Below are 19,997 nucleotides of genomic sequence, written 5' to 3' on the forward strand. Positions count from 1 at the left end.
GGACACGCTCACCCAAGCCTCGCAGGCTGTGCGCCCACACGATGGCCGCAGCGCCGACCCCTGCCTCGCCACCGCTGCTTTCCCATTCCACTGTGCTCGAACCGCCATGACCTGAAGGGTCGTCGGCGGCCGATTCACTGTGCAACAATCAAGAAAAACAAACGACAACCAACCAGGAGGAAACGGATGACATCGAAAACGACGCTCAAGTTCATGCTGGCCGCAGGCGCGCTCAGTGTCGGCCTGTCTCACGGCGCCCTTGCGCAAGGCACCGTCAAGATCGGCTCGGTGCTCTCGGTCACCGGTCCGTCGTCGTTCCTGGGCGAGCCCGAGGACAAGACGTTGCGGCTTTACGTCGACAAGATCAACGCGGCGGGCGGCGTTGCCGGCAAGAAGATCGAGCTCGTGATCTATGACGACGGCGGCGATGCCAACAAGGCCCGCACCTTCGCCACGCGCCTCATCGAGGACGACGAGGTGATCGCCATGGTGGGCGGCACCACGACGGGCAGCACCATGGCCATGATCCCGGTCTTCGAGGAGGCCCAGGTGCCGTTCATCTCGCTGGCCGGCGCCATCGAGGTGATCGACCCCGTGCGCAAGTTCGTGTTCAAGACCCCGCACACCGACAAGATGGCCTGCGAGAAGATCTTCGAGGACCTGAAGAAGCGAAACCTCACCAAGATCGGCATGATCTCGGGCACGGACGGCTTCGGCGCCTCCATGCGGGCGCAATGCGTCAAGGTCGCGCCCAACTACGGCATGCAGATCCTCATCGACGAGAGCTACGGCCCGCGCGACAGCGACATGACGGCCCAGCTCACGAAGATCAAGAACACGGCCGGCGTGCAGGCGGTGGTCAATCCGGGCTTCGGCCAGGGTCCGGCCATCGTGACCCGCAACTATGCCCAGCTCGGCATGACCGCAACGCCGTTCTACCAGAGCCACGGCGTCGCATCAAAAAGCTTCATCGATCTGGCCGGTCCTGCCGCCGAAGGCGTCCGCTTGCCGGCGGCGGCGCTTCTCGTCGGCGACAAGCTGCCGGAAAGCGATCCGCAGAAGAAGGTGGTGACGGAATACAAGCAGGCCTACGAGAGCGCCACGAAGCAGCCGGTCTCGACCTTCGGCGGCCATGCCTATGACGGTCTCTTCATTCTGGTGGAGGCCATGAAGCGCGCCAACTCCACGGACCCGCAGAAGATCCGCGACGAGATCGAGAAGACCAAGGGCTTCGTCGGCACGGGCGGCATCGTCAACATGTCGGCCACCGACCATCTCGGCCTCGATCTCTCGGCGTTCCGCATGCTGGAGATCAAGGGCGGCGACTGGAACCTGGCTCAGTCGGGCAGCTGATCTTTCGCTGACATCGACCGGACGGGAGGCTGGCCCCAGCCTCCCGTCCGGCAACCTGAATGGCGTAAGGCAGCAGCATGGCAGAGTTCCTCCAGTTCCTCATCTCCGGGCTGACGGTCGGAGCGGTCTACGCGCTGGTCGCGCTGGGCTTCACGCTGATCTACAACGCCTCGGGCGTGGTGAACTTCGCGCAGGGCGAGTTCGTGATGCTCGGCGGCATGGTGACCGTCTTTACGTCGGCGGCCGGCATGCCGCTGCCGCTCGCGGCCCTGATCGCCGTAGGCGTTGCCGTCGTCATCGGGCTCATGCTGCATCGCTTCGCCATCGAGCCTGCCCGCGGCGCATCGGCGGTGACGCTCATCATCATTACCATCGGCGCATCGATCCTGCTGCGCGGCATCGCCACCATCGTGTTCGACAAGCAGTTCCACAAGCTGCCCGCCTTCACAGGCGACACGCCGGTCGACATTCTTGGCGCAGCCGTGCAGCCGCAGAGCTTCTGGGTCCTCGGCGGTGCGGCCGTCGTCGTGCTGGTGCTGTATGTGTTTCTGGAGCACACGCTTCTCGGCAAGGCCGTCCTGGCAACGGCCGCGAACCGCCTCGCGGCCCGCCTGGTCGGCATCAACACGACCACGATCATGGCGCTCGCATTCGGCGGGTCCGCGGCCATCGGCGCGGTGGCGGGCATTCTGGTGACGCCGATCACGCTGACGAGCTACGACGTGGGCACGCTTCTTGCGCTGAAAGGCTTTGCGGCCGCCATGCTGGGCGGCATGGGCAATCCGGTGGGCGCCGTCGTCGGCGGGCTTCTGCTCGGCCTGCTCGAGGCGTTCGGCGCGGGCTATATCAGCTCCACCTACAAGGATGCCTTCGCGTTCGTGGTCATTCTCATCGTGCTGTTCGCCGCCCCGCAGGGATTGTTCGGACGCCGCGTGGTGGAGAGGGTTTGAGGATGCGTGCTCTCGTGAATCATCGCATACTGACGCTCCTCGTTCTGGCAGCCATGATCGCGGCTCTCCCGCTGATCTTTCCCTCGAGCTATTACTTCCGCGTGGCGTCGCTCGTATGGGTTTCGGCGCTTGCCGCCATCGGCCTCAACATCCTGATGGGGCAGGCCGGGCAGGTAAGCCTCGGCCATGCGGCCTTCTTCGGCATCGGCGCCTATGCGGTGGCCATCGGGCCGGCGCATCTCGGGGTGCCGCCCTGGGCCGCGCTTTTCCTCGGTGCGCTGCTCTCCGCCGCTCTCGCTTATCTGGTCGGGCGGCCGATCCTGCGGCTGAAGGGACATTATCTCGCCATCGCCACCCTGGGCCTCGGCGTGCTGGTGGCGCTCGTCATCTCCACGGAAAGCCGCTGGACCGGCGGCCCGGACGGCATGCCCGTTGCACGCCTGACCCTGTTCGGCTGGAGGGTCGCCGGATCGGACACCTGGTACTGGGTCACCGGCGGGCTCCTGCTCCTGGGAACATGGATCGCGCTCAATCTCGACGAGACGCCCACCGGGCGAGCGTTCCGCGCCCTTCACGACAGCGAGGTGGCGGCCCAAGTGGTCGGGGTCGACGTCGCCCGGTTCAAGCTCCAAGCCTTCGTGATCGCGGCCGTCTATGCTTCCCTCGCGGGCTCGGCCCTTGCCTTCATGAACGGCTTCATCAATCCCGATCAGGCGGGCTTCCTGCACTCGGTGGAGCTTGTCACCATCGTGGTCCTCGGCGGCCTCGGCTCCGTGGTGGGCAGCATCGTGGGCGCCGCCGTGCTGGTGACGCTGCCGCAGGTGCTGACGGTCTTTCACGAATACGAGCACCTGCTGCTCGGGCTCATCATCATCGTGGCGATGATCTTCATGCGCAACGGCATCGTACCGAGCCTCTCGGGCCTGCTGTTCCGGAGGGCACGGTCATGACGATCCTCAAGGCAACGGATGTGGGCATCTCCTTCGGCGGCGTGAAGGCGGTCGACGGCGTGAGCTTCTCGGTGGGCTCAGGGCAGATCCTGTCGATCATCGGCCCGAACGGCGCCGGAAAGACCACGCTCTTCAACGTGGTGTCCGGAGTGTACGTGGCAAGCCGCGGCACGATCCATCTGGCCGACGAGGACGTGACGGGCCTCGCGCCCCACAAGCTCGCGGCGCGGGGGTTGTCGCGCACCTTCCAGAACCTCCAGATCTTCCAGCGCATGACCGCCTGCGAGAACGTGATGGTGGGACGCCACCTGCGGGAAAAGTGCAGCCTTCTGCCGGCCCTGTTCAGAACGCCGTCCGTGACGCGCCAGAACCGGGAGACGAGGGCTGCGGCTCTCGACCTGCTTGCCGAGGTCGGCCTGAAGGACTTTGCCGACGTTCCGGCAGGCTCGCTCTCCTACGGGGCCTGCAAGCGCCTGGAGATCGCCCGCGCGCTTGCGGCGGAGCCGCGCGTTCTCCTTCTCGACGAGCCGGCGGCCGGGTGCAACGCCGTCGAAACGGAGGAGATCGATCACCTCATCCGGCAGGTGGCCGACCGGGGCGTCGCGGTCGTTCTGGTCGAGCATGACATGAAGCTCGTGATGAAGATTTCCGACAGGATCCTGGTTCTCGAGCGCGGCAGGCCTCTGGCCGAGGGAACGCCGCGCGAGGTGCGCGATGATCCCAAGGTGCTGGAGGCCTATCTGGGCCATCATGGCGCACGGGAGGCCGCCCGTGCTTGAGGTTGAAGGACTGCGCAGCGCCTATGGGCGGATCGAGGTGCTCAAAGGCGTCAGCCTCGAAGTGCGCGCAGGCGAGGTGGTGGCGCTCGTCGGCTCCAACGGCGCGGGAAAGACCACGCTGCTGCGCGCGCTCTCGGGCGTTCAGCCGATCACCGGCGGCGAGATCCGCTTCAACGGACAGCGCATCGAGCGCCTCGCGCCCCACGGAAGAGTCGAGCTCGGCATCACGCAGTCGCCGGAAGGCCGACAGGTGTTCGGCCCTCTGACCGTCGAGGACAACCTGCGGCTCGGCGCTTACAGGCGGCGCGACAAGGAGATCGACCGGGACCGCGACCGGGTGTTCGCCATGTTCCCCATCCTGGCCGAGAAGCGCCATCTCCTGGCCGGAGGATTGTCGGGCGGGCAGCAGCAGATGCTGGCCATCGGCCGGGCGCTCATGGGGCGGCCCAAGCTCCTGCTCCTCGACGAGCCGTCGCTGGGATTGTCGCCGCTCCTCGTCGACCAGATTCTCGATGCCATCGTGTCGCTGCGCAAGGACGGCATCACGGTGCTGCTCGTCGAGCAGAATGCCAGTGCGGCCCTGGCCATCACTGATCGCGGTTATGTGCTGGAAACCGGCAAGGTCGCCTATAGCGGAGAGGGCTCGGCGCTTCTGGCGGCCCCGCAGGTGAAGGCCGCCTATCTCGGCATCGCGTGAGCAGCCTGCGCCATCAGTCGGCACCGGGTTCCTGCTGCGCCATGCTTTGCTTGGCGAGAGTCAGCGCCTCCTGCAGCACGGCCTGATCGCCGATGTGGTTGGCAAGGATCAGCACAAGACGGCTGTTGAGCGCGGCGCTCCTCTCGTCCGACAATCCGCGATGCGCGTCGATGAGGGCGCGGTAGGCGCGATCCGGATCGGGAAACCGGCTGTCGGTGATCAACGCGCTCATGCTGTTACTCCCGCAAGGCCCCGCAGGCGACGGGATGCGCTTTGGATTGCCTCGGGATCTGCATAACGCCAGCGTGCCGCCAGATGCTGATCGGGGCGCACCAGGTAGGTGCTGCCGGGGGCCGCATCGAAGCGCTGCGCGAACAGGCCGCTCTCGTCCACGAGATCCTCGCCGATCACGAGCACGTTCAGGCCTGCCGGTGGTTCCTGTCCGTTCGGCACATGAAGAACGGTCTCCTCGCCCTTGAGAGCCTCAAGGAGCCAGACCGGTTGTCCGCTGCGGTCGCGCATCGGCGCATCGGGCAGGGGCGCGCCTAGATGGGCCGAGCCGGACCAGGCTTCCCGATCGGGCGTCGACAGGGGTGTCTCGTAGGTGGAGGGCAGCGACAGCCGGCCCGAGTTCACCATCCGCTTGGCAAAAGGCGTATGGCGCGCAAGAGCAAGCGCCGCATCGCGGAAGCGAAGCTCCTGGGAAGAGCGGGGTGCGATGAAATCCGTCGAGCGGGTCGAGTGGCCGATATTCTCGTCGGCCGCGGTCGAGCGTTCGAGGTCGTAGCTGTCGATCAGGCTCTCCGATGCTTCACCTCTGGCGATACGGGCAAGCTTCCAGGCGAGGTTGTCCGCATCCTGAATGCCGGAATTCGCGCCTCGCGCGCCGAAGGGCGATACCTGATGGGCCGCGTCTCCGGCAAAGACCACCCGCCCGTGCACGAAGCGCTCCAGGCGGCGGCATTGGAACGTATAGACCGACACCCATTCGAGCGCGAAATCGTCGTGCCCCAGCATCTGCCTCAGGCGCGGCAGCACGCGCTCCGGCGCCTGCTCGGCCTTCGCGTCCGCATCGGGACCAAGCTGAAGGTCGATGCGCCAGACATCGTCCGGCTGCTTGTGCAGGAGGGCGGAGCGGCCCTCGTGAAAGGGCGGGTCGAACCAGAACCATCGCTCCGGCGGAAAATCGCCCTTCATCTTCACGTCGGCGATGAGGAACCGGTCCTCGAACGCCTCGCCTTGGAACGCCAACCCCAGCATGCCGCGTATCCCTGAACGGGCGCCGTCGGCAGCGACGGTCCAATCGGCTTCAACCGCATAGGAGCCATCCGGCGTCTCGACGGTGAGCGTCACGCCGTCGTTGCGGCGGTTCAGGCCGACGACCTTGTTGCGCCAGCGGATCTCGAGGTTGGGCAGCGCGGCGGCGCGCTCCACGAGCGCGTGCTCCAGGTAATATTGCTGGAGATTGATGAAGGCCGGCATCTTGTGCCCGTCTTCCGGCAGAAGGTCGAAGGCGTAGAGCAGGTCGTCGCGCTGAAACACCTTGCCGAGCTTCCAGGTGACGCCTTTCGCCAAACAGGGCTCCGCAACGCCCAAGCGGTCGAGGATCTCGAGCGTGCGCTTGGCATAGCAGATGCCGCGCGATCCCTCGCCGATCCGATCCGCATCGTCGAGCAGGACCACCGGCACGCCGCGCTGGGCCAGGTCGATGGCGGTGCAAAGGCCCACGGGCCCTGCGCCGACGACAACGACCGGGTGCCGCGCAGGGGAGGAGCGGTCCTGATCCGCGCAGCGGCGGTAGCCGAACTGGTAGAGGGACTTGCGGGTGTTCATGGCGCCTCTTCGCCCCTGCTTCACTGGCCTGCATCAGGGTGCAATCGCCGTCCGATGCAAGCACAGGGTAGTCTGGGGACCGGGCCCGTCAAGTTGGCATGTCCGGGAATGATCAGCGCAGATCGAAGCGCAGGGGCACCGAGAATGTGAACTGCTGCTGTGGCAGCGAAGCTGGTGCCGGTGGAAGAGAGGAGCCGGGGCGGGCCGCTGCCAAAGCAGCCTGATCGAGGGCAGGGTGGCCGGCGCTTCGAACGACGGACGCGCTGAGGATCCGGCCTGAGCGGTCCATCGTGAAGCGCAAGGTCGCGATGCCGCCAACGCCCTGGCTGCGTGCGATGTCGGGATAGCGCAGGCGGTTGCGCAGCGCGGATGCGAGGCTTGCCACGTAACGGTTGAGCGCATTCGGATCGGCGGACGCGGCTGCGCCTCCCGTATTCTCTCGTGAGGCCGAGGCCTGCCCCTGACGTGCCTGCGATGGAGGAAGCTGCTGTGCGGCGACGGTGCGGTGCGGCTCGGGCTTGCGCTCCACCGGCTTGGCCGGCGGCGGCTTCCTCGCGGGCTTGGGCGCGGGCTTCTCTTCGGGCGGCTTCGCCACCACTGTCTCCGGCGGCGGAAGAGCCACGACGGCATCGGGCTCCGGGGGCGCCTCGGGCAGCGCCTCAGCGGGCACCGCTTCCGCTTCTTCGGCTTGCCGAGCCTCGACCTCCTCGACGGGAGGAGCAGCCTGCGCGGAGACTTCGGCCGGCGCCACGGATGCGATCTCTTCCATGGCGGGAGCCAGGTCGATGGTGATCTCCTGCTCGCCCGGCGGAGCGACGGTCTCCCCCGGGGGCCAGAGGGTCAGCGCCGCAAAGGCTGCTCCATGCAGGAACAGCGCCGTGACGAAGGCGATCCCGAGACGGCCCGGGTCCTGCGGCGATCGGATGGTCTGAACGGTCATCGGCTGCGCTGCGGGCTTTAGGGGACCGCGGGTCCGCCGGGGGCCTGCGCGATCAGGGACACCTTGCCGAAGCCGGCGGCGCTGATCTGCCCCATGATCTCGACGATGCGCCCGTAAGGAACGGCCTTGTCGCCGCGAACCAGCACGACCTGGTTGGGATCCTGGCTCACGAGCTCCTTGAGGCGCGGCATTATGGCGTCGGGGGAAAGAGCCTCCTTGTCGAGAAAGGGCTGGCCCTTGTGGTCGATGCTGATCACCACCGGCTGCTTGGGCTGCGACACCTTCGGCGCCGCCGTCTTCGGCAGCTGCACGGGCACGCCAACGGTCATGAGGGGCGCTGCCACCATGAAGATGATGAGCAGCACGAGCATGACGTCGACAAGCGGCGTGACGTTGATCTCCGACAGGGGAGCGGCGGCGAACTCGTCGTCGGCCTCCTGCGAACGGACCGGGCCCATTCCCATTACTCGGCGGCCTCCGCCCGGAGATGGGCCTTGCGGTCGCGGGCGAGGCGGTCGCCCAGCGCCGTGATGCCTGCCGCGAAGGACTGCTGGAGACGGCCCAGATCCGTCGTGAGCTTGTTGTAGGCGATCACCGCCGGAATGGCGGCCACGAGGCCGATGGCGGTGGCGAACAGCGCTTCGGCGATGCCGGGGGCAACCACCGAGAGGCTGGTGTCCTGGCTCGCCGCAATTGCCGAGAAGGAGTTCATGATGCCCCAGACCGTGCCGAAGAGGCCGATGAACGGCGCTGCCGATCCGGTGGTGGCCAGGAAGGGCAGTCCGGTCTGGAGCCGGCGCATGTCGACGGAAAGGGCGGCCCGCATGGCCCGCTCGATGCGCTCGCGGCGCTCGGCACGGCTCTCGGATGCGTCCTGGTCGCGCCAAGCCTCATGGCCCGCCGCGACGATCCGGCCCGTGGTTCCGGCCATCTGCGGGTGAAGCTTGTCGCCCGAGCGGGCGGCCGTCTCGAAGGCGCGAGCCTGCCGGCGGATGCTCCCGATGCGCAGGAGCTTGTCGACGATCACCGTCCAGCAGCCCAAGGAGGCCAGGACCAGCATGATCATGACGCCCTTGACGATTGGGTCGGCCTGCAGGAACAGGGCGAGAAACGACAGGTCGTGCGGAGCTGCGGACGCGATCTCGTTCATGGCATCGGCCTCACTTCGCAAAGGACACGGCGTCGATCCGGGAGGCGGTCTCCACGGCGGACAGGCAGTCCTCCCGTGAGCCGGCCGCGCCTTCGCAGGCCAGGACGTCGTTCAGGAGCACACGCCCGAGCCGGGAGCAGTTCAGTCCCGGAAAATCGAAGAGCTTGATGAGGGTCTTGCGGCCCGGCACCGGACCGACCTCGACAGCCAGCCGCTTGGCCGCGACGCCATCTGTGTCGAGGGCAAACAGGTCGAGCTTCAGGGAGCGCCAGCTCTCGCCCTTCTGGTTCTCGATCAGGAAATAGGTGCGGCAGCTCTCGCCGGCCGCTTCGACCTTGTTCAACTCGATGCGCAGGGCCGTCGCGGCCGGCGAGGGAGCCTGGGCCAGGGCCATGCCGCTGAAAGGCAGGAGCAGGGCCAGGCAGGCCAATACGGGGCCTGCCGAAAACCCGGGCTCATTCCATGCGCTGATGCCCATCTTGTCGTTCTCCTCGTGCAGGCGAGCGCCTGCGGGCCGCGGCAAGCAGCCTTGGCGCCTCGCGGGAGGCGCCCGTCACAGACATCGTCAGCAGGTTCGATCCAATGCCCGAAGCCTGTCAGGCTCACAAAGGCAGTGCCCATGGAATATCTGAAAGAATTCAGATTGATCAAGAGGTTAGGAGAAGATCAGAGGCGTTCTAAAACAGCCCCTACGGCTTTGAGATCGGTGCCGAAATCGCTTCTTTAAAACGGCTTCAAGGTACTTTTTCTTAGTCCCCATGCCCCAAAGGACGGCTCAGGCAGGCCCATCTTCTTGCTGAAACCTTCCTCAAGGGTTCGCGCAGGCGACGATTTTGTCCGGCCTCCACGAAAATACCATTTTGCGCCGCCACAGGAGGGAAAGCTTCCTATGCGCGGGAGATCCCCTTGAGCTTCAACGGTCACGACAAGCCCTTTCCCGCCTGGTACCCTTACGCGTTCGTCGGCGTCATCGCGGCCGTGGCGGTTGCGTATGTGGTGCTTGTTTGAGAGCTGACCGAGGGTTGCGGGCGCCGGCTTGAAAGCGGGACGTCTCCGGCGGCAGGGATCCTGATCCCAAAGCAAACGGGGCGGTACATCCGCGCCCCGCTTGCTTTCGGGAAGGTGTCGATCCGGCGTTCGGATCAGCCGGATCATCATCGGCCCAACATGGTTAACGGCCGGTTAACGAGCCTTGCGCAACGGAAAGTGCCGCGCGGCTGCGATCCGTCGCGAACCGCCTAGCTCTCGGCGGATTGCTCGGACGGAATGCATCCCCTGGCTTCGAGCTCCGCGCGAATGGTCTTCTTGGTGATCTTGCCATAGGCCGATTTCGGCAGCGCATCCCAGAAGAATACGCGTTTCGGCAGTTTGTAGCGGGCGACCTTGCCGTCCATCCAGTCCAGGAGATCCTGCTCGTCGAGCGCCGCCTCCGGCCGGAGGATGCACACGGCCACGCCGGCCTCGCCCCAGGTTCTGTCGGGCACGCCGAGAACCGCGACTTCCGCGACGGCAGGATGCGTGAGGATCTTCTCCTCGATCTCGCGCGGATAGATGTTCGAGCCTCCCGAGATATACATGTCGGAGGCGCGGCCCGTTATGTAGAGAAAGCCCTCCTGGTCCATGTGCCCGAGATCGCCGGTGCGGAACCAGCCGTCCCGAAACGCCTTTTCGTTGGCTTCCGGGTTGTTGTAGTACCCTGCGAAGACCGCCGGCCCGCAGACGCAGATCTCGCCGGTCGTGCCCGGGGGAACCTCGTCCCCTCGATCGTTCTGGATCGAGATCTGCATGCCGGTTCGCTCATACCCGCAGGTTCCGGCTTTCACGCCGGGGGTGTCCTCGGCCTCGTGGAGGCCCGGCGGCAGCACGGTGATGTTGCCGGTGACCTCCCCCAGGCCGAAATACTGAACGAGCACCTTGCCCAGCTTTTTCAGCGCGTGCTTCTGATCCTCCCGGTACATGGGAGCGCCCGCATAGATGAGGTAGCGCAGGGACAGGTGGTCATGGGCATCCACCGACGGGTGCTCGGTCAGCAGCTTCACGATGGTCGGCACCGTGAACATGTTCGTGATGCGCCAGCGCTCGACCAGGCTCCAGGCCTCATCGGGATCGAAGCGGTCGCTCGAGAGCAGCACGGTCTTGGCCGCCCGTGCCACCTGCACGAGCTGATGGACGCCGGCCCCATGGGAGAGGGGGGCGACGACCAGGGAGGCGTCGGCATGCGTGGTTCCCGGCATCAGGTCGCAGAGATGGTTGGTGATCACGAAAGCCATCTGGCCATGGGTCAGGACGGCGGCTTTCGGGCGCCCGGTCGTTCCCGACGTGAAGAAGAACCAGCATGGGCTGTCGCGGTCCACCACTGCGGTCGGAACGGATTGGCCTTCATGCCGGCGCACAAGCGCGTCGTAGTCCTCACCGAACGCGGAAGGGCCGATCGAGACGATGAACCGCAGATCCGGGATGGCGCTGCGCACGGCTTCCGCATGCTCCGGAAAGTCGCTGTGGCAGATCATGGCGGATGCGCCGCTCGCCTGTGCCAGATAGGTCACCTCGCCCGGCGTCTGGCGAAAATTCGTCGGCACCCAAACGGCGCCGAGCCGGAAGCAGGCGAACATCGATTCGAACATCTGATTGCAGTTCTTCGACTGCACCAGCACACGATCTCCCTTCCCGATTCCCTTAGCCGAAAGAGCCGCCGCCATGGCATCGACGCGCCTGTCGAGATCGGCCCATGTCCACGTGCGCTCGCCCCAAACGAAGCCTGTTTCCGCCCCATGCCGCCGCGCCGCCTGGCGGAGGAAATGGGAAAGGTTCATGACCCGCGTGGATGCCGGTGCGACGCCGCCATGCGGGGGAGGGGAGCTGCTGATCATTTGGTCCGTTCCGGGATCAAGGTGCGATGACATTGGAGGCTGCGCGGTCAGGACCACATCTTGCGGAGGCTGCCCTCGATGCGGTCGACCTCGATCCGCATGCAGCGGGCCAGTTCGGGCTGCCGCTCGGCGGTCATGCGGCTGTCGATCGCCGCGATGCTGAGCGCGCCTGCGACCCGTCCGTCCGGAAACATGATCGCAGCGCCGATGCCCCAGGATCCGGCGAAGATGCGCCCCGGATTGAGCGCGTATCCCTGGTCGCGCGTCCGGGCGATGTCGTCCCGGATCTGGTCCATGGAGTAACTGGCATACTGGGTTTCGAGCACCTTCCTGTTCGCGGCAAGCACCCGTTCGATCTCGCTGTCGTCGAGGGCTGCGAGCATCGCCAACGAGCCGGCGCCGATGCCGAGAGGATGCTGGTTGCCGGCTTGCAGGGCGTGGGTTCGAACCGGATAGGTTCCTTCCTCGCGATGCAGGCACACCGCATAGTTGCCCCGCCGCGCGGAAACGAAGCTTGTGTCCATGGTGGCTTCCGAGAGGTTGCGCAGGCTCTCCAGGGACAGCTCGAGCAGCCCATGCCGGCGGGACGCGAGGGTGCCGAGCACATAGGCCTCCTCGCCCAGATAGTAGCGCCGCGTCCTGGTCTCCTGCTCGATCAAGCCCGCCCGCATCAGGGCGAGGAGCAGCCGTCTCGCGGTGGGTTTGTTCAGGCCGCTTTCCTCGACGATGTCGCTCAGCTGCGCGCCACGCTCGGCTTCGCGCCCCACCAGCGCCAGCAGCCGCAGGGCCCGGTCCACACTTTGAGCCCCCGATAGGTCGCCGGTCGAGAACTGAGCATCATCCATATTGCCGATCCATTGAGGTCCATATGATGGACCAAAGATCCAAGCCTCTGTCCGTGGATGGAACTTAAAATGCTTCTCGCCATGTTGCAATGACTTGCCGGACGTGTATCTTTCCGTTCGTCCGTTACAAAGAAGAGATCCATAAAGTGGACCTGTCAGGCGGCCTTGGTCGCCGGCGTCAGGAGGAACGGGAGGAGCCCGAATGAGCATTGCGCCTGAGGAGAGGCCGCTTCCCCCGCCATGCGCGCGATCCGGGCTCCATGCCGCAAAGCGTGGAATGCCGCGCAGCGCACGGTTCCGGGCGTCCTTGGACGCTGGGTGCCGTCACCCGAACGGCATGCGGTGACCGGGAGCATGGAGAGCAACATGGCTGCCGTAAGCGACACGATCGCTCCCCTGTCCAACGCCGAAGCGGTCGACGCACCCCGCGTCGGCGCTTTCCTGATCAAGCCCATAGAGGTCGTGTCCGCGCTTCTCCTTGCGTTGATCATGGTTTTGCTGCTGGCCGGCGTTGCATCCCGCTATGTGTTTTCCGTTCCGGTGATCTGGATCGACGAGGTGGCGTCGATCTCGTTTCTGTGGCTTGCGATGCTGGGCTCCGCCATCGCCATCGACCGGAATGAGCACCTCAGGCTCACCATCTTCACGGGCATGTTCCCCAAGAGGGCTCAGGCCTTCATCAACACCCTGTCGCTCCTGGTCATGGCGGCGTTCCTGCTCGTCATGCTGCAGCCGGCCGTCGAGTATGTGATGGAGGAGTGGTACGTCACATCCCCCGCCCTGAACATTCCCAACAGCTTTCGCGTCTCGGCCATAGCCTTCGGCTTGTTCGCCATGCTGGGCCTGGTCCTGTCCTATGCGGTGAAGACATCGACGCTTCGGGATCTCGCCGTTGCGGCGGCGCTCATCGGAGCGATTGCGGGCGCCTTCTGGCTGCTCTCGCCGGCCCTCCTGCGGCTCGGCAACATCAACATTCTGATTTTTCTCGTCGGCCTTGTGGCGGTCTGCCTCGTCATGGGCGTGCCGATCGCCTTCTGCTTCGGCATCGGCACTCTGGCGTTCCTGGCCTTCAGCACGCGGGTTCCGATCTTCGTCATGATCGGGCGCATGGACGAAGGCATGTCCAGCATCATCCTGCTCTCGGTGCCGATCTTCGTGTTCCTCGGCTGCATCCTGGATGCAACCGGCATGGGCAAGGCCATCGTGGACTTCCTGGCCTCGCTTCTGGGCCATGTGCGGGCCGGCATGTCCTATGTGCTGCTGGGCTCGCTGTTCCTGGTCTCAGGCATCTCCGGCTCGAAGGTCTCCGACATGGCGACCGTTGCGCCGGCCCTGTTTCCCGAGATGAAGCGGCGCGGGCATCAGCCCAGGGAGATGATCGCTCTCCTGGCGACCGGCGCCGCGATGGCCGATACCGTTCCGCCCAGCATCGTGCTGATCGTCCTGGGGTCCGTCGCCGGCGTCTCCATCGCCGGGCTGTTCACGAGCGGCTTCGTGGTCGCCATGGTCCTGCTGGCCGTGCTGGCCGCGCTCGCGCGCATCAAGGCATCCGGAGAAAACCTCCGCAACGTGCGCCGCGCCCCGCTCCAGGCCATCGGGCGCACCCTGCTGATCGCCGCGCCCGCCCTGGTGCTGCCGTTCCTGATCCGAAGCGCCGTCGGCGGCGGCGTGGCCACGGCCACGGAAGTCTCCACCATCGCCGTTCTCTACGCCCTCGTTATCGGCATCGTCCTTTACGGGGGCATCGGCTGGCGCAAGTTCTACGGCATGCTGGTCGAGACCGCCGCTCTCAGCGGCGCGATCTTGCTGATCCTGGGGACGGCGCTCGCCATGGCCTGGGCGCTGACCCAGACGGGCTTTGCCCAGCAGCTTGCGGCCTTCATGACCGGGCTGCCCGGCGGCTGGATGATCTTCATGGCCGCGACCATCTTGATCTTCCTGATCCTGGGCTGCGTGCTCGAAGGCCTGCCGGCGATCGTCCTCATGGCCCCGCTCATGTTTCCCATCGCCAAGAATCTCGGCATCAACGATGTCCACTACTCGATGGTGGTGGTGACCGCGATGAATATCGGCCTGATGGCGCCGCCCATCGGCATCGGGTTCTACATCGCCTGCAAGATCGGCAACGTTTCGCCCGACGAAGCCATGGGGGCCATCTGGCCCTACATCCTGGCCCTGCTGGTCGGCCTCGTGCTGATCGCGGCCATTCCGGCCATCTCAACCAGCTTCCTGTAACGCTCAGACCGTGCGTACCAACCATCCGACATAACAAGACGAGGGAGAAACACATGATCATTTCACGCCGCACGATGCTGCAGGGCGCCGCCTCCGCCGCCGTGCTCACCGGCTTCGGGGCTCGTGCTCAATCGGCCGAGTTCACCTACAAATACGCCAACAACCTGCCCGTCACGCACCCGATGAACCTGCGGGCCAGGGAAGCCGCGGACAAGATCAAGCAGGAGACCAATGGTCGGGTCGAGATCCAGATCTTCCCCAACAACCAGCTCGGCTCCGACACCGACATGCTGAGCCAGGTGCGCTCGGGCGGCGTGGAGTTCTTCACCCTGTCGCCTCTGATCCTGTCCACGCTCGTGCCGAACGCCTCCATCAGCGGCATCGGCTTCGCCTTCCCGAACTACGACGCGGTCTGGAAGGCCATGGACGGGGAGCTCGGAGCCTATGTTCGCGGCCAGATCACGAAGGCCAACCTGGTGGTGATGGACAAGATCTGGGACAACGGCTTCCGCCAGATCACCAGCTCGAACAAGGCCATCGAGAAGCCCGAGGATCTGAAGGGCTTCAAGATCCGCGTTCCGGTGAGCCCGCTCTGGACCTCCATGTTCACCGCCTTCGGCTCGGCCCCGGCCAGCATCAACTTCGCGGAGGTCTACACGGCCCTGCAGACCAAGGTGGTCGACGGGCAGGAGAACCCGCTTGCCATCATCTCGACGGCGAAGCTGTTCGAGGTGCAAAAGCACGTCTCCATGACCAATCACATGTGGGATGGGTTCTGGTTCCTGGCGAACCGCCGTGCGTGGGAGCGGCTGCCGGAGGATCTGCGGGCCATCGTGGCCAAGCACCTCAATGACGCCGCCGTCACGGAGCGGGCGGATGTGGCGAAGCTGAACGCGGGCGTCAAGGACGAGCTCATCGCCAAGGGCATGCAGTTCAACGATCCCGATGCCGCACCCTTCCGCGAGGCGCTCAGAAAAGCGGGCTTCTATGCGGAGTGGAAGAAGAAGTACGGCGACGAGGCCTGGGCCATCCTGGAGAAGTCGGTGGGCAGCAGCCTGAGCTGATCGATACCGGGCGTCACGAGGCGGGCTGCAAGACTGCAGGCCGCCCCGTGACGGCTATGACCGTGACGGATATGGCGATCTCACCTCGAAGCAGAGCATGTCGGAGAAGCGTATGGCCGGGCGTCTGAGCGGCAAAGCGGCCATCGTCTTCGGAGCCGGATCCTCGGGCCCCGGCTGGGGCAACGGCAAGGCCGCCGCCGTGGCCTATGCGCGCGAAGGCGCGCAGGTGGCGTGCGTGGATCTCGACCAGGCGGCCGCGGACGAAACGGCATCCATCATCGAGCGCGAGGGCGGCCTTGCCGTCCCGATCGCGGCGGACGTGACCGGGATCGCCTCGATCGAGCAGGCCGTCGCGCAAAGCGTCGCGCAGTTCGGGCGCATCGACATCCTGCACAACAATGTCGGCGTGACCCATATGGGCGGCCCGGTCGAGCTCAGCGAGGAGCAGTTCGCCGCCGCGCTCGACTTGAACATCGGGCCGGTCTACCGCACCGCCAAAGCCGTCATCCCTCACATGCTGCAGCAGGGCGGCGGCGCGATCGTCAACATCTCCTCGCTCGCGGCGATCCGGTGGACGGGCTATCCCTATTTCGCCTACTACGCCACGAAGGCCGCCGTGAACCAGGCCACCGTGGCGCTCGCGATGCAGTATGCCCGGCAGGGGATCCGGGCCAACTGCATCATGCCGGGCCTCATCGACACGCCCCTGATCTACCGGCAGATCTCGGGCCAGTACGCCTCGGTGGAGGAGATGGTGGCGGCGCGCAATGCGGCCGTTCCTTTAGGCCGAATGGGAACGGCCTGGGATGTGGCCAATGCGGCTGTCTTCCTGGCCTCGGACGAGGCTCGGTTCATCACCGGCGTGTGCCTTCCGGTGGACGGCGGGCAGAGCTGCGCCGTATCCGAGTTCCACTGAACGGCTCGTTCGCCTTGCCGGAGCAAGCAGGAATCGATCATGCGTCATATCCTTCATCCAGGCCCTGCCGCCCCGGAGCGCGTGACGACGGCCCTCGGCGCGCCGGTTCCTCTCCGCTTTGCTCTGGAGCCCGGCGATGCCGTCGAGGAGGCGATTGCCAGGGGGCTGGCCGCCTCGGGCTGCGCTGGCGGTTTCGTTTCCCTGCGGGGCGGCCGCTGTGAGCCGTTCCGCTATGTGATGCCCGCCGCCTCTCCCGATGCGGATCATGCCGCCTGGTACAGCGCGACGTTCGAGCCCGCGGGAGGCGTGGAGATCCTGCGCGCCGATGCCATCGTGGGCATTCGGGACGAAAAGCCGTTCATCCACTGCCATGGCATCTGGCAGACCGCCGACGGCCCGCGCATGGGCCACATGCTCGGGCCGGTCTCAACGGTGGCGGAGCCCATAGACGTTCATGGGATCGGAGTGAGGGAGGCCACCTTCCGGGGCACGCCCGACCGGGAGACGAACTTTACCCTCTTCGAGCCGGTTCAGGCCGCCGAATACCGGGCCGGCAGGCCGGGCTCCCGCGCGCTGCTCGCGAAGGTTCGCCCGAACCAGGATATCGGCGTGGCCATCGAGGGGATCTGTTCGAGCCATGGGATCAGCCGGGCCAAAGTCCATGGCATCGGCAGCCTGAACGGCGTCCGGTTCACGGATGGAAGCCGGGTGGAGTCCCATGCAACCGAGGTCCTGATCCGGAACGGAATCGTGGAGACCGCAGGCGGCCGGTTGCAGACGCGGCTTGTGATCGATGTGGTCGACATGGAAGGAGCGATCTTCTCAGGCGAACTCGTTCACGGCGACAACCCGGTCTGCGTCACCTTCGAGCTCCTGATCGAGGTGCTGGAGGGCGGAGGCGTCTGAGCTGTCGCCATCACGATTGCCCGGCCCTGCCGGCGGCCTGCGTCGGCGCGAGATCCTCGCGAGCCGGGCTTTGCCCAGCTTCATGCTCGAGATCCGACATCAGCTCGTCCGCCATGTCCTGCAGGCGCCGGCGATCCTCTTCCGCGAACTCCCTGGGCTCCGTGTCGATGACGCATAGCGAGCCGATGGTGAGGCCTGAGGAGGTGCGCAGGGGCGCGCCGGCATAGAAGCGAATGCCTTTTTCGAGCACGAGCGGGTTGTCGGCAAACCGCGGATCCTTGGACACGTCCTCCGCCACCACGACCTCGTCGGCCGCGACGACGTGGCCGCAGATGGACTCCTCCCTGGGCATGCGCCGGGTGGCGTTGAGATCCGCCGAGAGGCCGGTTGCCCCGGGCATGTGCTGGTGCTCCTCGTCGATCAGCGAAACGAGCCCGATGGGCGCATCGAAGGATTGGGCCACCCTCTGGGCCACCGCTTCGAAGCGAGGATGATGAGCCGAGTTGAGGCCCAGCCGTTGAAGGGCGGAGAGCCGCTCGTGCTCCTCGTCCAAAAGGGCTGGCGCGTTCTCCGCTGCCTTTCCGTCGCGAGACACCCAGCCTTCCACTTGGCTCACGCAGTTCTCCAGGGACACGATGGCCGCATCGGCCCCCATCTGCCGGGTCATGTCCTCGGCCTGGCCTGCGTGAGGCGGTGCGTTCCAGCAGCAAACCACGAGCTTCAGGTGGGGTGCGCGTCGCCGGAGACGACGGCAGATGTAGCGGGCGAACACCTGGGGCTGAGGGTGCAGATAGGACAGGCACACAACCTCCACTCCGGTCAGATCGAGCTGGCCCAACGCGCCTTCGCTGATGGAGATCGGCGGCAGGACGCGCGCTCCGATGCCGGTTTCCTGCAGAACCTGCGCGAGCATCTCGGCGGCTGCACGGTCGAGTTCCGTGCGGCCGGCGATGCACAGGACCGGAGTTCCCTCCACCGCATTCGCCGGATAGGACCCCTCGTCGCCTTCGTCGTTCTTGGAACGCGATGCCTTCTCCTGAATGTGGTCCGCCACCTCCCGCACCACGCATGTGGCCGTGCTTGCCACGAGGCGGCGGTAGTTGGTGTCCGTGGTGCTGCGCTGACGGTCGTTTTCCGCCAGGCGCAGGGCCGGTATGGCCACGTGGTCGTAGAACTCCCGGGAGGAGTGCTCGTCCACGTAATCCTCGGCGATCTCGACGGCCTCTTCGAGATTGCCGGCGAGCAGCCTTTGGTACAGGCGCTCCTCCGGCGCCAGCACGGGATCGCTGCCGAGGAGGACACCCAAGAATTCGAGCTGCGGCACATAGCGGCCGATCACCACGAGGCAGACCGTCAGGGGCGTGGCGAGAAACAGCCCGACCGGTCCCCACAAGGTGGTCCAGAAGATGGCCGCCATGATGATCGCAAGCGAGGACAGGCCGGTGCTGGAGCCGTAGAGCCAAGGCTCGATGACGTTGTTGCTGATGAGCTCGGCGAGAAGAAACAGGCCGATGACCCACAGCAGCATCGACCAGCCCGGGTCGACCGCGAAGGCAAGCGCGATGGGAAAGGTCGCGGCCAGGAAGGGGCCCAGATAGGGCACGAAGCGCAGCACCGCCGCCAGCAAGCCCCACAGCACCGCATTGGGAATGCCGATGAAGTACAGGGCGATGCCGATCGGAACCCCATAGGTGAGGTTCACCACGAGCTGCATCAGCAGGTAGCGGCTGACCCGCGCCGCTGCGTCGTTGAGCGCCTGCGTGCTCTTCTGAAGATCGCCGGCACCGGCCAGCTTGATGAAGCGATCTCGCAAATCCTCCTGTTCGAGCAGAATGAAGATCACGAAAATGATGATCAAGCCGGCGGTGGCCAGCGGTGCGAGAAGGGGGCCGACGATGGTTTGGATGATCTCGAGCGGCTGGGATTCCGGACGCTCCAGCCTGACCGTCACAGGCTCCTGCGGCGCAGCCGGGGAGCCAAGAGCCGCGCCAGCCTGCCTGGCCGCATTGTCGGTGGCCTTGTCGGCTCCTGAGATTTCCTTGCTCAGGTCCTGAATGGTTGTGGTGACCTTGTCCACGACCCCGCCTCCCGGGGCGGAGGACTGCAGGCCTCGGATTTTCTCCGTAATGGTGGTCTGATAGCTCGGCAGGTTGTTGGCGAGCTGCACGAGCTGGCGGCCGACCACGTAGGTGAGGCCTCCGATCAGGATGAACGCCAGGGTCACGGCGATCAGCACCGCAGCGATGCGCGGAAGCCTCAGCCGCCGAAGCCGATTGACGAGCGGGGTCACCGCGAAGCTGAGGAGAATGCCGACCGCGAAGGGAATGAAGATGTCCCGGCCGAAATAAAGCCCGCCGATCGCCAGGACCACGCCGCCGGCCGTCAGGAGCGAGGAGCCCGCCGGCGGCGAGGCAGGCGGGAGCGGGGGTGGCGCCGGGTCGGCCATCTGTGGGACCTTGCAGTTAAGTTACGATGAGGACAACTCGTCACCGGCCCGTTGGATCCTGGG

General features: G+C 65.8%; 18 protein-coding genes. 9 read left to right on the top strand and 9 right to left on the bottom strand.

Features of this window, described 5'->3' with window-relative positions:
- Nucleotides 1-186 precede the first annotated feature (186 nt).
- The 5 genes from JKG68_RS16545 to JKG68_RS16565 all read left to right on the top strand — a co-directional run bounded on the left by JKG68_RS16545 (nucleotide 187) and on the right by JKG68_RS16565 (nucleotide 4,729).
- Nucleotides 187-1,353 (top strand): ABC transporter substrate-binding protein, encoded by a 1,167-nt coding sequence (locus JKG68_RS16545; protein WP_202061617.1) that lies wholly within the window; start codon nucleotides 187-189, stop codon nucleotides 1,351-1,353.
- A 77-nt stretch (nucleotides 1,354-1,430) separates the two neighbouring features.
- Complete coding sequence (locus JKG68_RS16550; protein ID WP_202061619.1) at nucleotides 1,431-2,303, top strand: branched-chain amino acid ABC transporter permease; 873 nt, start codon at nucleotides 1,431-1,433, stop codon at nucleotides 2,301-2,303.
- Nucleotides 2,304-2,305: 2 nt separating this feature from the next.
- Nucleotides 2,306-3,253, top strand: coding sequence for a branched-chain amino acid ABC transporter permease (locus JKG68_RS16555; RefSeq protein ID WP_202061621.1), 948 nt, complete (start codon nucleotides 2,306-2,308; stop codon nucleotides 3,251-3,253).
- Complete coding sequence (locus tag JKG68_RS16560; protein WP_202061623.1) at nucleotides 3,250-4,032, top strand: ABC transporter ATP-binding protein; 783 nt, start codon at nucleotides 3,250-3,252, stop codon at nucleotides 4,030-4,032. Before JKG68_RS16555 ends, JKG68_RS16560 begins: the two co-directional genes overlap by 4 nt.
- Nucleotides 4,025-4,729: an ABC transporter ATP-binding protein gene (locus JKG68_RS16565; protein ID WP_202061625.1), complete on the top strand. Its 705-nt coding sequence runs from the start codon at nucleotides 4,025-4,027 to the stop codon at nucleotides 4,727-4,729. The genes JKG68_RS16560 and JKG68_RS16565 overlap by 8 nt, the downstream gene beginning before the upstream one ends.
- Nucleotides 4,730-4,742: 13 nt before the next feature.
- Here the strand turns inward: JKG68_RS16565 and JKG68_RS16570 are convergent, their stop codons facing one another.
- The 8 genes from JKG68_RS16570 to JKG68_RS16605 form a co-directional block, all read right to left on the bottom strand.
- Nucleotides 4,743-4,961, bottom strand: a complete 219-nt coding sequence (locus JKG68_RS16570; protein ID WP_202061626.1) for a DUF2783 domain-containing protein — start codon at nucleotides 4,959-4,961, stop codon at nucleotides 4,743-4,745.
- Complete coding sequence (locus tag JKG68_RS16575; protein WP_202061628.1) at nucleotides 4,958-6,562, bottom strand: FAD-dependent oxidoreductase; 1,605 nt, start codon at nucleotides 6,560-6,562, stop codon at nucleotides 4,958-4,960. Before JKG68_RS16575 ends, JKG68_RS16570 begins: the two co-directional genes overlap by 4 nt.
- 112 nt (nucleotides 6,563-6,674) lie before the next feature.
- Nucleotides 6,675-7,502, bottom strand: a complete 828-nt coding sequence (locus JKG68_RS16580; RefSeq protein ID WP_202061630.1) for an energy transducer TonB family protein — start codon at nucleotides 7,500-7,502, stop codon at nucleotides 6,675-6,677.
- A 17-nt stretch (nucleotides 7,503-7,519) separates the two neighbouring features.
- Nucleotides 7,520-7,966 (bottom strand): protein TolR, encoded by a 447-nt coding sequence (gene tolR, locus JKG68_RS16585; protein ID WP_202061635.1) that lies wholly within the window; start codon nucleotides 7,964-7,966, stop codon nucleotides 7,520-7,522.
- Nucleotides 7,966-8,652, bottom strand: a complete 687-nt coding sequence (locus tag JKG68_RS16590) for a MotA/TolQ/ExbB proton channel family protein (protein ID WP_202061640.1) — start codon at nucleotides 8,650-8,652, stop codon at nucleotides 7,966-7,968. The genes tolR and JKG68_RS16590 overlap by 1 nt, the downstream gene beginning before the upstream one ends.
- A gap of 10 nt (nucleotides 8,653-8,662) precedes the next feature.
- Entirely contained in the window at nucleotides 8,663-9,130 is a 468-nt protein-coding gene (locus JKG68_RS16595; protein ID WP_202061642.1) for a Tat pathway signal protein, read from the bottom strand.
- A 760-nt stretch (nucleotides 9,131-9,890) separates the two neighbouring features.
- The gene (locus JKG68_RS16600) at nucleotides 9,891-11,522 is read right to left on the bottom strand and encodes an acyl-CoA synthetase (RefSeq protein ID WP_202061643.1); all 1,632 of its coding nucleotides are present in this window, start codon (nucleotides 11,520-11,522) and stop codon (nucleotides 9,891-9,893) included.
- Between the two features lie 47 nt (nucleotides 11,523-11,569).
- Nucleotides 11,570-12,367 (bottom strand): IclR family transcriptional regulator, encoded by a 798-nt coding sequence (locus JKG68_RS16605; protein ID WP_202061644.1) that lies wholly within the window; start codon nucleotides 12,365-12,367, stop codon nucleotides 11,570-11,572.
- Between the two features lie 354 nt (nucleotides 12,368-12,721).
- Between JKG68_RS16605 and JKG68_RS16610 the strand changes: the two genes are divergently transcribed.
- The 4 genes from JKG68_RS16610 (at nucleotide 12,722) to JKG68_RS16625 (ending at nucleotide 17,488) form a co-directional block, all read left to right on the top strand.
- Nucleotides 12,722-14,602, top strand: coding sequence for a TRAP transporter large permease (locus JKG68_RS16610; RefSeq protein WP_202061729.1), 1,881 nt, complete (start codon nucleotides 12,722-12,724; stop codon nucleotides 14,600-14,602).
- Between the two features lie 53 nt (nucleotides 14,603-14,655).
- Nucleotides 14,656-15,666 (top strand): TRAP transporter substrate-binding protein, encoded by a 1,011-nt coding sequence (locus JKG68_RS16615; RefSeq protein ID WP_202061645.1) that lies wholly within the window; start codon nucleotides 14,656-14,658, stop codon nucleotides 15,664-15,666.
- A gap of 112 nt (nucleotides 15,667-15,778) precedes the next feature.
- A complete protein-coding gene (locus JKG68_RS16620) occupies nucleotides 15,779-16,582 on the top strand; it encodes an SDR family NAD(P)-dependent oxidoreductase (RefSeq protein WP_202061731.1) in 804 nt (267 codons plus the stop codon).
- Nucleotides 16,583-16,621: 39 nt separating this feature from the next.
- On the top strand, nucleotides 16,622-17,488 hold the full coding sequence (locus tag JKG68_RS16625; RefSeq protein WP_202061656.1) for a PPC domain-containing DNA-binding protein: 867 nt from the start codon (nucleotides 16,622-16,624) through the stop codon (nucleotides 17,486-17,488).
- 10 nt (nucleotides 17,489-17,498) lie between these two features.
- Here the strand turns inward: JKG68_RS16625 and JKG68_RS16630 are convergent, their stop codons facing one another.
- A complete protein-coding gene (locus tag JKG68_RS16630) occupies nucleotides 17,499-19,934 on the bottom strand; it encodes an AI-2E family transporter (RefSeq protein WP_202061660.1) in 2,436 nt (811 codons plus the stop codon).
- Nucleotides 19,935-19,997: the final 63 nt, after the last annotated feature.

This window comes from Microvirga aerilata (assembly GCF_016743775.1).
GTDB classification, from domain to species: Bacteria; Pseudomonadota; Alphaproteobacteria; order Rhizobiales; family Beijerinckiaceae; genus Microvirga; species Microvirga aerilata.